Source organism: Companilactobacillus tucceti DSM 20183 (genome assembly GCF_001434665.1).
GTDB lineage: Bacteria > Bacillota > Bacilli > Lactobacillales > Lactobacillaceae > Companilactobacillus > Companilactobacillus tucceti.
In genome coordinates, this window is sequence record NZ_AZDG01000013.1 from 51132 (window position 1) to 63555 (window position 12424).

Below are 12424 nucleotides of genomic sequence, written 5' to 3' on the forward strand. Positions count from 1 at the left end.
ATTAAGGCTGAATAGGAGGTCACTTCATGAATGACGATAAGTTATTACAAACGCTTAAGCTCAGTTTACGTGTTGATGGAGACGAAGATGACGAAATTTTAAAGAGAAATATTTCCGCTGCCAAATCTTATGTGATTGGTGCTATCGGTTATGATGATGGCATTATGACAGGATTTTATGAGCTTGCCGACATTAAAGATCAATTTGAAATGGTAGTTATTGCAATTGCAAGCTCTTATTATACTTATCGTTCGGCAATTGTAGGAAACGCAGTCAGTGAAGTCGACTTGGTCAGTTATTCGATCATTGGACAACTTAGAGGCAAGTATATTGATTTAGAGCAACGAGGTGGCGTAAATGGTTCAAAGAATTAATTTCAGCCGTCTTAATAAACGTCTTTCCTTATGTGGTGTAGGAAATAAAGAAACTGCACAGCATACAAACAAACCAGTATTAACCCCTATCAACACCATTTGGTGTGGTCTATATACACTTACTATGAATCAAAAAGTCACATTGCTTGGAACCCCTGATAGTTTCGATGTAATAGTAATCGTACGTCACCAAGCAAAGGGATTAAATAGTGCTAAGTACGCAGTATTAGACCATCAGAGTTATCAAATAACAGACTATAACCCAGATTCTGAAAATATTGCTGATGCGTATGACCTTATCAGTCTGAAAAGAGATGACAAAATTGGATTTAGTTGAAGGCTTAGAACAGTTAGACAACGAGCTAGGTAAATTAATTCCAACTGAAACTCAAAAGAAAGCAATGACAAAGGCGGGTGCAGAAGTTTATAAACAACTGCTTACAAAAAATATGAACAATTCTCTTCATAAGGGAAAACATTCAAGAGATACCAAGATAGATTTGTCTAAATCGATTTCAATGAGATATAAATCTGAAGATGGTGCCACTTTTGTTGGATTTAAGAATGATAAAGAAAATCCTGGCTATATAGCACGATTTTTAAATGATGGCTATATGGCTCATGGTGGGAAAGGTAAAAATTCTCATAGTACTAAGTACATTCCAGGACTTCATTTTCAAGAACATTCAATTGAAGAGAGTAAGCATGATGTTTTAGAAGCTGAGGCGAAAGTCTATAGACAATTAAATGGAGATTAACATGGTCTCAAATGTGATTTTAGATATATTAAAAGAAAACTCGGATGAATTAAAAATTGATTCATCCAATTTTTTTGCTCAAAACATTCCGCAACAATATGTGGATGTTGAAAACACAGTCGTCCTAGTATCTGAAATACATGATATCTTTACAAATCGTGCAAGTGATATCAGTACAGCTAAAGATCAAATGATAGAAATACAAATTTTTTATCGTGGTGATACGGATGACGAAAATACACAAAACAAAATTAATCAAATATTGGAAAAACAGTACTTCTACCAAATAGACTCTTATCCAGATATTGATCCGGTGACGGGAGCTTTTAGTAGAACTATGAAATACGAACATACGGAGGAAATTTAATATGGCATTATCAGGTTTTGAAAGAGTAAGAATTGGTATTTATAACGCGATTGATGATGAAACAATCAAACCAGAAAATATTTTTGATATCGGACCAGATAGCAAAACTTTTGGTTCAACGGTTAGTGCATCTATCACAAACATTGCACCTACTACAACTCCAATCAATGGATCGGACCAAGTTTGGAAGACTCCAGGAAAAGGTACAGGAAATATCTCAGTTGCCTTTGTAGCAAATACAATGGATAAAATTGTTCGTGCAAAAATTCTTGGAATGGATACAAAAGATGGATATCAAACAATTTCATCAGACACAGAAGCACCTTATTGTGTATTTGAACTGATTTCACATGATGCACAAAATGAAAAAGCCAAGGCTAGAATCGCACTTCTCAAAGGAAGATTTAGTTTAGGTAACGTTGATCCAAAGACAAACACAAATACAACTGTTTATTCGCAAGACCATTTAACATTTACTGCAGTAGACAGAAACGATGGCAAAACATATGTTGAAGCTATTGAAGATGATGATTTTGATATTGATAAGTATGAAATGGATGTATTTGGCCAAAAGGTAACTAACCCTGATGGTGGTGCTACAAGTTCACCAAAGACATTACCAAGTACTGATTCAAATACCCCAACAAATAAATAGTGATTAACTAAAAAAAGACAGAGACGATAGACGTGAGACGATAAGGAGAGAATATGTCAAAGACACAAGCAACAATTACATTTTTAGGAAAGAAACGCATTATTAAGAAGTCAGTCAAGAATTTCAGACTAGCATTGGAATTTCAAAAGAAAGACGTACTTACACAAAAACAGTCACATGTAAAAATGAATGAATACAAAGAATTAGCAGATTCAGATCTTGGCAATGAAGATAACTATTCAGCAATTGTTGATGCGACTGCAAGTCTAACAGATATTTCTATTGATCAAATAAATGCAAGTTTAGAGTTCATTCAAGAAACTTTGAATTTAAGTGATGCTGAATTCACAAAGTTAGAAGAATTATCAAATGAAGAAGTAGCTTCGACTACTGCTAAGATTTCAAATCTAATTACTAATGATGATACAGACCCAAAAAAGTAGAAGAGTCAGATTATGTGGCTCCTTCAGAGGTTTTAAATGAATTCTTAGATTTTGAACGAGGCTTAATGGAAAACATGGGTTGGGATATCGAAACTGTCGAATCCCAGCCTTATTTTTTGCTTGTAGAAGTTATGAGTGAAAAAAGAAAAAATGAAAATCCAAATAATGACGTTGGACAAATGAATTTAGGCGATTTCATTCGAACGGGTGGGATTGCATCAATTTTTCAGAAGGGAGGAAAATAAATGGCAAAAGATATGCAATTAAACACTGGTATTCATATTGATACCATTCAGTCAGAAGGCTCAATCAAGTCATTGAAAAACCAAGTCCGTGCTCTCACTTCAGAGTGGAAAGCAAATGAAGCGGTCTTGAGAGCCAATGGCGACTACCAAAATGCATATAAGTCAAAGGTTGACGGGCTTAATCGTTCCATTGAAGGCCAGAAGAATTATATCAATAGACTTAAAGATGAAATGAAGCTTTTGGACACCTCCACATCTGAAGGGTCTAAAAAGTATTCCGATTTGGCCAGTAAAATTAACAATGCGACTCGACAAATGAGCAACATGTCTCAGCAACAAGAACGCGCTAAGAACGTTTTAGACTTATACAATCAAGGAATAATGAAACAAAAAGATGCTCTTGAACGTACTAAATCTGTCACTGATAGTCTAATCGAAAAGTACAAAGCTGAAGGCCAAAGTATCAAAGCCAATTCAACTGAAAGAGAAGCTCTCAAGAAACGAATTACTGAATTAAATTCGTTATATGAAAAAGAATCCAAACAACTTCAAAACGTTAAGAAGTATAGTGGATCAACGTCAAAAGAATTTTCACAGCAACAGACTCGTGTCAATGAGCTTAGTACTGAAATAGGCAGGAGTAATTCAAGATATCGTGAGTTAGGCACTCAATTGGGAATTGCTGGCACACACTTTGTTGGTTTCAGAGAGAATGTTGGTAAAAGTAAGCAAGTTCTATCAATGACTCGGGACTCCATTAAAAAAACAGCTTCTCATTTGAAGAATCTTGCCTTAACTGCAACACTTGCGGGTACGGCTTTGGGTGCCGCATTAGCAAGCGGAGCACGAAACGCTACTGAACTACAAAATACCACTAAGGTTACTAGCAATTTACTTGTAACTGGTGGAGAAAAAGTTAGTGAAGTTACAAGAAACGTTGCTGAGATGCAAAAAGATGGTCAGCAATATGCGCTGAAATACGGTAAATCTCAAAATGAAATTGCTTTAGGATATCAAGATCTTGTAAAACGTGGTTATGACTCAAAACAAGCACTAGGAGCAATGCGCTCTGAACTACAAGCTTCTGTTGCATCCGGTGATGATTTTGCTGACGTTGTAAAAGTATCTTCGCAAACTTTAGAAGCATTTGGTATGAGAACTGGTTCCACAAAAGGGATGATTAAGAATACCAAGACAGCGGTTAATGATCTTGCATATGCCGCTGATATGACAGCTACCAATTTCTCTGATTTAGGAATTGGAATGTCTTATGTGGGATCAACAGCTCATCAAGCAGGATTTAGTTTAAGTGAAACTTCTAGTGCGATGGGTATCTTAAGTAATAATGGTCTTGAAGCAGATAAGGCCGGTACCGGATTAAGAAAAGCAATTAATAGTCTTATTTCTCCAACTAAGGGTGCTTCTGATGCTTTAGGTCAGATGGGATTGAGTACCAAGGATTTCGTTGGACAAGATGGAAAGCTCAAGTCAATGACTGACATTTTCGGTCTGCTCAATGAACATACACGAGGAATGAGTAAACAAAGTAAAGTTGATTTATTTCACAGTATTTTTGGTACAACAGGACAACAAGCTGGATTGATTTTAGCTGATAATGCCAAGCAGCTAGGTGAGTTGAATAAAAAAGTCGAAGAGTCATCAAAAAATAACTATGTAGCTAAGTTGGCTGAAAAGAATAGTAAGACTGGTAAAGTCGCATTAGATAGATTAAAGCAAGCATTTGATTCTATTACTATGACAATCGCCTCTAACGCTCTTCCTGCGATCACTCAAATTGGCGATAAACTCGCTAAAGGTGCTGGTTCAAAAGAATTTGAAAAAGATATTCAAGGAATTGGAAAAACTGTCGGTCATTTGACTGATAATGTTGCAGCCTTTTTCGGTTATTTAGGTCAACATCATGAAGATGTTCAAGGAATCGTAACTAGTACAGGGAAAATCGTTGGATATTTGGCTAAAGGTGCTTGGAATACTTTTGCTGGAACATTAAAAGTAATTGGTGGTGCTTTTGGCCTTGTCTCTTCTAATGGGGAAAAAGCCAAAGATCCTTTACATGTTATGAATGAATTTGTTACTAATCTGGCAAAGCATAAGAATGCTGTTGAGGTAATTGGCGGGTCGATTGCAGCTATATGGGCCGTAAATAAAATGTCCAACTTTGCATTAAAACTAAACGAAATAACTGGATTGTTCAGTAAACTGTCTGGATCTTTGAAAAAAAATGACTTACCAATTGAAGCAAGCAATTTAGCGGATAATACCGCAACAAGTTTCAACAACAAACTTTCTACAAAACTTTCTTCAAGTCAAATGGGTTCTAATATCATGGCTATGGGAAAATCTACTATGGGTAAGTTTGCTTTAGGTATGAGCGCCGTGGAAGTAGGATTTGATGTTGTTAAAGCAATAAATACCAAGAATCCTAAGGAACGCATTCAATCAACCGGTGGTGCAATTGGTACAGCCCTTGGAACCGGGATAGGAGCTGTTCTGGGTGGACCTGTAGGAGCAATGATTGGTTCACAACTTGGAGACCAGATTGGTAAGTTTGCAGCACCTAGCATTAATAATTTGCTTAAAAATGGAACCTTTTACGACAGTAAATCCTTAAAATACATGAAACAGAAACGTGAGAACGCCAAAGAAAACATGGACAACACCAATAAAAAAGCGGACTTTGGTAATTTACTTGAAAATCACTTTGATCAAAAGAAGGCAGATGCAGACGCTGCCAAGAATTTTGAGAAGCAAAAAGCAATTTTTGATAAATGGGATAAGAAGATTAAGGATTATAAGCGTGAAAAATCTAAATCTTCCAAAATTTCTACAAAAGATGCTATTCAAAAAGTTGCAACCACACATGTATCTAAAAAAGATATTAAGAATGTTAAAGATATGGTTCCTGCTATCAAGAAATATGAGACGGCATTAAGTGGTCTCAAGAAATTCTTGAAGAAAAATAACCCCAACAAAGAGTTGACGGCTATTAGCAAGAACATTAAAGGGTCGACGAAAAATTGGGATAAGTTAGCTAAACCAATCAACAAGATTGGCAAAGCATTCAAGACGCTCGCTTCATTTAGTAAGTCAATGAACAAAAAAGATGCCTTTGCTGCTCTTAATAAGGATTTACCAAAACTTGAAAGTACAGTTAAGAAAAGTAAATTAGATGATTACTTGAATAAAATGAGTAAGAATCTCAAGAAAAATAAATTAGCTGAGCAGATTAAGGATTTGGACAAGAGTATCAAGAAGAGTACTCCAAATTGGACTAAATTCGAAAAACCAATTAATAAGGTTGGTAAAGCATTCGACACTCTCAATAAATTTCTTAAAAGCTATGGTAAATCAAATCCCTTTGGAAAATTAGAAAAGGATTTTACTTCATTAACAAAAACTCTTAATAAAACAAATATTGGAACTGTACTAAAGAAGCAAATTGATACAGCAAACAAGGCCACCAAGAGCAACACATTTGCTTCTAATTTCAACAAGTCAACTAAGAGTATTGAGAAGAGTCTTAAATCTTTTGATAGAACATTCCAAAAGAGTTGGAATAATGTTTGGAAGAATGCAAATAGTAATTTAAAGAATCATATGTCTACTATTGTTAAAACGTTTAACAGTGATACAAACAAATTGAAGTCAAGAGAGAAGAACTTTACAAATTCGTTTATGAGCGAGTGGAAGAGTTGGTTGAATAAAGTCGTTAATTCATTTAAGGGTGGATTTAATCAGCTACCTGGTATTGCTTCAAAACAAATGTCTAAAGTCATTGATCAAATTAACAAGGGTATTGGTGGAGTCAATACTGTAATTAAGGACTTCGGTGGAAAATCATTGTCATTGGCAAAATATGCAACAGGTACTTCAGGAACTCCTGGTGGACTTGCTGTTGTTGGTGAAGAAGGATTTGAATTAGCGCACGACAAAGAACACGGTATTTATCCTGTTGGGTTAGGTGGAGAAGAAGTAAGATATTTGAGTCCTGATACTTCAATCATGCCACATGGTATGTCTCAGCAATTTCTTAACATGGTTGATTTACTTCCACATCATGCCAATGGTAAAGGTGATGCAACCGGGGATATGATGTCGTACCTATTGGATCATTTAGATGAAATCAAAAAGGATCCAATGCCACTACTAAAGAAGAGCTTCTTTGATAAAGCTAAGTTCTCAGGAAGTCAATTTAATGTAAACTTCGGTAATGCGTTATCAAATGGATTCCTGAAATCAATTTCTGGACCTTTTAAAAAGCAACTAGAGAACCTAGATTTCTCAATGGGTGGTAATTATGATCCTAAAATGATTATGGCGGCAGCAGCAATGATGAAAGTTAGCCCGAGTGCTTCGTTCATTAAGATGTTGCAAGCAGTTATCCAGTCAGAGTCTGGTGGTCGTAATATCGTTCAACAAATTCATGATGTTAACTCTGGAGGTAATGAAGCCCGCGGTATTTTGCAATATACTCCACCAACATTCGGTTATTACGCCATGCCTGGACACAAAAACATTATGAATCCATTTGATCAATTATTGGCATTCTTTAATAACAGTGATTGGCAGAGTTCTATTGGACCTACTAGTATTTGGGGTGTATCTAAAATTGATTGGTTGCATTCTGGACCTCAAGGTCACAGGCGTATGGCAAATGGTGGTTTCGTTTCCTCAGAAACCAAAGCAATCGTTGGCGAGGCTGGGCCTGAAGTAGTTATCCCACTGAATAGAAAGCAAAGAGCTTTAGATTTAATGGTTAAAGCAAATCAATATATGAATGGAGGTCAGTCAACACCCAACACTGAAAATCAAAACAATGAGTTAAATGACACGATGCAGTCCCAATTAATGGCTACACAAGAACAGAATTCATTATTGAAAAACATTCTTTCTGCAATCGGTTCTAGCAATGGTAACGGTGGTTCAGGAATGGACAGCTTTTTACAACAAATGGCAGGTTCAAAAAGAATGCATGACTTTCAGGCGGGCTATTAATTATGCAAGTATCTAATATGCAGACATTATACATAAAAAAACAAGGCGAACCGGAGATAGCTATTACTGCTAATCATCAGTTTGCCTTTTTAAATCTGGTTAATGGCACTCCTAAGCCCAAGATGAATACATATACTCCAACAGGTATTGATGGTCAGATACAACAAGGTGCCATTACTTACGATGCCACAACTGTTCAAGCTGATTTTTTAATAAATGCTCGAAATGCATATGAACTCGATCTTTTAGAACATAAAATTTATGATCTATTTTCAAGCCGTACAGTAATGAGATTACGTAGTTCGGTAAGTCCTGCTTTGGTGGTTTATTGCTATCCACAACCGTTTACGATGACTAGAGTGGACTATGCAGAAAAAAGTTTTTCAGTCACATTTAATAATTTGTCAGGTTTTAGACAATCAATTGTTAATTCAGATGAGATATTTAAATTCAATGGAAATTACCAAATAGGGTTAAATCTTCCAAGAGACAAAGATTACTCATATCATTTTAAATCTAATGATTTTAATGTTTACAACCCAAGCGATGTTGATATTCAACCATTAGAACAACGACATGATTTAGTGATTAAAATTACCGGTACAGGAAATAATATGGTTTTAACCAATACTACTTCGAATGAAACTTTTACTTATAAGAAAGGATTAACGGAGGGCCAAACGCTGACTATTAATGGTATCAATCCATTTTTAGATGATACTTCTTGTGGCATTGACACTGACCACGGAACAATCAGTCTGGTCAAGGGAAATAATCATTTCACTGTATCTGGGTTAGACAATCCAGATATAACATTTAGTTTTCCGTTTTTATATTTCTAATGACTGAAAAAATAATAGTTAAAGAACGTACCGGTAAGTATGAAGAATTACTGAATAATTGTATCGAACCTGAAACTTTTATCATTGATTGGGAAAAAAATAGCAACTATGAATTGTCATTTACAGCTTTTGATGATCATTCGCTAGCTTTTAACCTACTTACTAACGAGAATCATATAATCGCAGATGGTCAAGAATTCGTGATTAAAACATCTGAACCAACACTATCAGGTTCAACACATACTATAGATGTTAAAGCTACACATATTGGTTATGAATGCACCTATGTTCGAACCAATGAAAGCATGGACGGTTCATTTGGATTTACACCTAAAGGATTATTTGATTATGTCACTAAGAATGGTCAAAAGACCGGTGGATTCACCTATGAAATTCATGGAGATTTTCAGCCAGTTCAATTTGACAATATGGGTAAATGTTCCTTAAAAGATGTGCTGAGTAAAATTACTGATTCATGGAAAGGGTCGGTTTATACATTTGATAATCGGCATATTGATATATGGTCTGAATCTGAATTTAAAAAGGATAACGGTAGAGTAATTCATTACTATCACGATACATCAGATGTTAAATTATCTGCGGATACTACGGAGTTACAAAACATTGCAATGGTATATCCAAGTCAAAAAGAAGCCACTAAAACTGACACTTCAGATAATAGTTCGGATGACTCAACAACTAAATCTGATGACACAAAGAAAAACGATTCTGATACTACAGAAAGTAAACCAGAGTATATTTTCCCACCATTTGAAGTGCGAGATGAGGATTCTATTGCTCGTTTCGGAGAAAAAGCTGGAGAAGATATCAATGATGACAAATCACAGAACGCTGATGATGCTAAGAAATCAGCATTATCGCAGATGAAATCTGAACCAGCGATCACATTAACTTCTACCTATTATGGAGACGATGATTTTTTTAAAGGTGAAAGTGTTCTGTTAAAAGTTCAACCTTTGAACTTAGATACTAATGTTACAGTTGTGGGAATAAAAAAGGCCTTACTCAACTTTGAGCAGGTCAAGCAAATTACTTTTAACAATACGGTTCAGACTTACTTTGATCTTGAAAATAGTACCAAAAACACAATTACTAATTTAATTGATTCTAAGATTAGTAACATTACGAATAATTCAAATGGAAATAATCAAAGTAATAAGTTATGGGAAGTAGGTGAGGTAAAATGACAAAAATAATGCAGCTCTCTGATTTCGAAGGAAATCGAGCCTATGCAAAAACTCACGCTGATGATGACTCTGTTGAAGGATTGACAGAGTTTATAAATAGTCTGATTAAAAACACTAGTAATAATGTCGATCTCACTGATTATTTTACTAAGGAAGAGATTAAACAATTGCTTTCCGATTCAATCAAGGATTCCTTAAAAGATTATTATACGAAGGAGGAAGTTATGGCTTTAATAGATAACGGTAGTAGCGTCGACCTGACGGATTACTACGACAAAGAGCAAGTTGATGAATTGATTGCCAAAATCCCTAAAGTTGACCTTTCGGCATATTACACGAAGACTGACGTTGATAAACTCATTGAGTCAATTTCAAAAGTTGATTTTAGTGACTATCCAACCAAGAAAGATATGACAACGGCAATCACCCAAGCCATTTCTAATGTAAAGCCTGATTTAACCAGTTACTACACCAAAGATGAGACAGATAAAAAGATTTCAGGGATGGGCATTCCTGATGTTTCCCAGTTTATGAAACGCGATGATGTTATTGACGCAATTAACAACGCCATAGATAAAAAGATTTCAGACTATTCAACAACCAAAGAAATGAATACGGCAATCGAAAATGCAACAACACACACCGACGTTTATACGTTCAACCCTAAATCCCCGTTTAGCGGACATGGTTCTCTTATCCGTCAAGGCAAAGTTGTAACTTTTCAGTTCACAGGTCAAACCTCTGACACAGACAAAGGGATGGATATGGGGCCTTTGCCAGCATGGGCTCGTCCATTTGAAAAGGTATCATTCCCAGTTCAAGAAATGGATAATGCTTATCTCCACGAAATGGTAGGAATAGGTACGATTGGTACAGACGGAGTAGTATGGGCTGCTACTAATAACACGAGTGGATTTATCAATTTCACCATTTCGTATATTGGTTCATAGGAGATCCTTTATGAAAACAATTCAAACTGGCACAAAATACATTGATTTCTTAAAAACGAATGATGACAATTTTAGCGAGATCTTCAATCGAATCAGTGAAGTATATAAGCTATTACAAAGCTTATATATGACTGATAGAAGTTATACTCTTGGATTTAAAAAGCTCTTTGGAAGTAAAGATGACGTCGAACTGTACTGCATTACATATGATGATTATCAATTATTAAATGAAGTGTTGAATAATACAGTAGACATGCTAAATGAAGCTGGAATTGTGAATCTTGTAATACATGATGAGTTCAAACATATTTATCTAGAAATACCTAAGCAATTAGAGTTAAACGAAACATATATAGAAATATTTAATAAGGACTGGCAAGCCGTTGATGATTTTATTAACGAACTTGATACCAGTCTTTTTATTTACAAGGAGGAAAAATAAATGGACGAAAATATTAAAGATATCTTGGATCAAGATACTTGGTTGCCAGCTACTCCTGATATCACTAAAGATGGATATATCAAAATTGATTTAAATAAAGTAGATCTAGTTACATATTCATTCAATAAGCGGTTTAGACAGGGTGAAAATGGTCCACAATTGAAATTATGGTTTTATGATGGTAACCAACCTCATCAGTTAGATAAGGATAACTCATCTGTAACATTATATGGCTTAGATGCTGGAGATAAGATCAAAGTAATTTCTGCAGACCAAAGCGACACGTGGCAAGCAGGAAGAGTTGTGATTGCATTATCTTCACAGGCGATGGCAACCGCAGGACAATACAAACGCTGTGTAATCGAAGTTAAGAATAAGGATCAAGTTATTGCGACAATCAATTTTAATTTAGACGTTTTACCGAATGATTTTTATAATTTGAATATTGGCAGCGATCCTTTTAGTTCTCAAGTCGATGAAAAAGTAAAAAATACAATCAATTACTTTAATGATATTTCAAAAGAAGCAACTGATAAATATGATGGATTAAAACAAGCAATTGATAATATTACTGATCAGATTGCTAAGAATAACATAGTAACTAAAGATCAATTATTAAATTATTATACTAGAGATGAAATCGATGCAATGCTAAAGAAGTTGAACGGCGATGGAGAAGTTACTAATAAACAGTCATTACCATCAGGTTCTTTCGTTGGTATACCAAGTACAGTAACTGCATACCTTGGAAATGGGACCGTTTCACGTACTTTAGATAGTGGAGAAAATTTTGCAACAGATATCTCAGCTATTTTAAACAATAAAACTGTCTATCGTGTATCCACAAACGAATGGGTGTATTCAAATGAGGTGACGTATGTAACACCAAAGATTATTACAGTTACACCTTCTTCGACATCACCACGTCTTTATAATAGCTGTGGCAAGGATGTATCTAGATCTCTAACTGTGGTCCCATATCCTGCTGATATGGTTATGACTTATGGAGATATTACAGCATATAGAATTTCTACAAATGAATATATTGATAGTCGTGATACGACAACTGGAAATACTGGAGGAAATACTGGTACAACTGGAAATACTGGAGGAAATACTGGTAC

At 35.3% G+C, this 12424-nt stretch carries 13 protein-coding genes; all 13 read left to right on the forward strand.

The window, feature by feature from the left end:
• Positions 1 to 26 precede the first annotated feature (26 nt).
• Positions 27 to 374 (forward strand): head-tail connector protein, encoded by a 348-nt coding sequence (locus tag FC72_RS06805; RefSeq protein WP_048702634.1) that lies wholly within the window; start codon positions 27 to 29, stop codon positions 372 to 374.
• Positions 358 to 711 (forward strand): head-tail adaptor protein, encoded by a 354-nt coding sequence (locus FC72_RS06810; RefSeq protein WP_057766096.1) that lies wholly within the window; start codon positions 358 to 360, stop codon positions 709 to 711. The genes FC72_RS06805 and FC72_RS06810 overlap by 17 nt, the downstream gene beginning before the upstream one ends.
• The gene (locus FC72_RS06815; protein ID WP_057766098.1) at positions 698 to 1132 is read left to right on the forward strand and encodes an HK97 gp10 family phage protein; all 435 of its coding nucleotides are present in this window, start codon (positions 698 to 700) and stop codon (positions 1130 to 1132) included. Before FC72_RS06810 ends, FC72_RS06815 begins: the two co-directional genes overlap by 14 nt.
• A 1-nt stretch (position 1133) precedes the next feature.
• Positions 1134 to 1499 (forward strand): DUF806 family protein, encoded by a 366-nt coding sequence (locus tag FC72_RS06820; protein ID WP_057766100.1) that lies wholly within the window; start codon positions 1134 to 1136, stop codon positions 1497 to 1499.
• A 1-nt stretch (position 1500) separates the two neighbouring features.
• The gene (locus tag FC72_RS06825; protein WP_057766102.1) at positions 1501 to 2154 is read left to right on the forward strand and encodes a phage tail protein; all 654 of its coding nucleotides are present in this window, start codon (positions 1501 to 1503) and stop codon (positions 2152 to 2154) included.
• Between the two features lie 53 nt (positions 2155 to 2207).
• Positions 2208 to 2597 (forward strand): hypothetical protein, encoded by a 390-nt coding sequence (locus FC72_RS06830; RefSeq protein WP_057766104.1) that lies wholly within the window; start codon positions 2208 to 2210, stop codon positions 2595 to 2597.
• Between the two features lie 14 nt (positions 2598 to 2611).
• Positions 2612 to 2842 carry a hypothetical protein gene (locus FC72_RS06835; RefSeq protein ID WP_048702641.1) on the forward strand — a complete coding sequence of 77 codons (231 nt, stop codon included), beginning with the start codon at positions 2612 to 2614 and terminating at the stop codon, positions 2840 to 2842.
• Positions 2843 to 7858: a phage tail tape measure protein gene (locus FC72_RS06840; RefSeq protein WP_057766106.1), complete on the forward strand. Its 5016-nt coding sequence runs from the start codon at positions 2843 to 2845 to the stop codon at positions 7856 to 7858.
• Positions 7859 to 7860: 2 nt separating this feature from the next.
• Positions 7861 to 8700: a phage tail domain-containing protein gene (locus tag FC72_RS06845; protein ID WP_057766108.1), complete on the forward strand. Its 840-nt coding sequence runs from the start codon at positions 7861 to 7863 to the stop codon at positions 8698 to 8700.
• Entirely contained in the window at positions 8700 to 9908 is a 1209-nt protein-coding gene (locus FC72_RS06850; RefSeq protein ID WP_057766109.1) for a prophage endopeptidase tail family protein, read from the forward strand. The genes FC72_RS06845 and FC72_RS06850 overlap by 1 nt, the downstream gene beginning before the upstream one ends.
• A complete protein-coding gene (locus FC72_RS06855) occupies positions 9905 to 10858 on the forward strand; it encodes a hypothetical protein (RefSeq protein WP_057766112.1) in 954 nt (317 codons plus the stop codon). Before FC72_RS06850 ends, FC72_RS06855 begins: the two co-directional genes overlap by 4 nt.
• Before the next feature lie 10 nt (positions 10859 to 10868).
• Positions 10869 to 11300 carry a hypothetical protein gene (locus FC72_RS06860; protein WP_057766114.1) on the forward strand — a complete coding sequence of 144 codons (432 nt, stop codon included), beginning with the start codon at positions 10869 to 10871 and terminating at the stop codon, positions 11298 to 11300.
• On the forward strand, positions 11301 to 12424 hold a 1124-nt coding region (locus FC72_RS06865), incomplete at its 3' end, for a BppU family phage baseplate upper protein (RefSeq protein ID WP_157051135.1). It lies immediately after the preceding gene.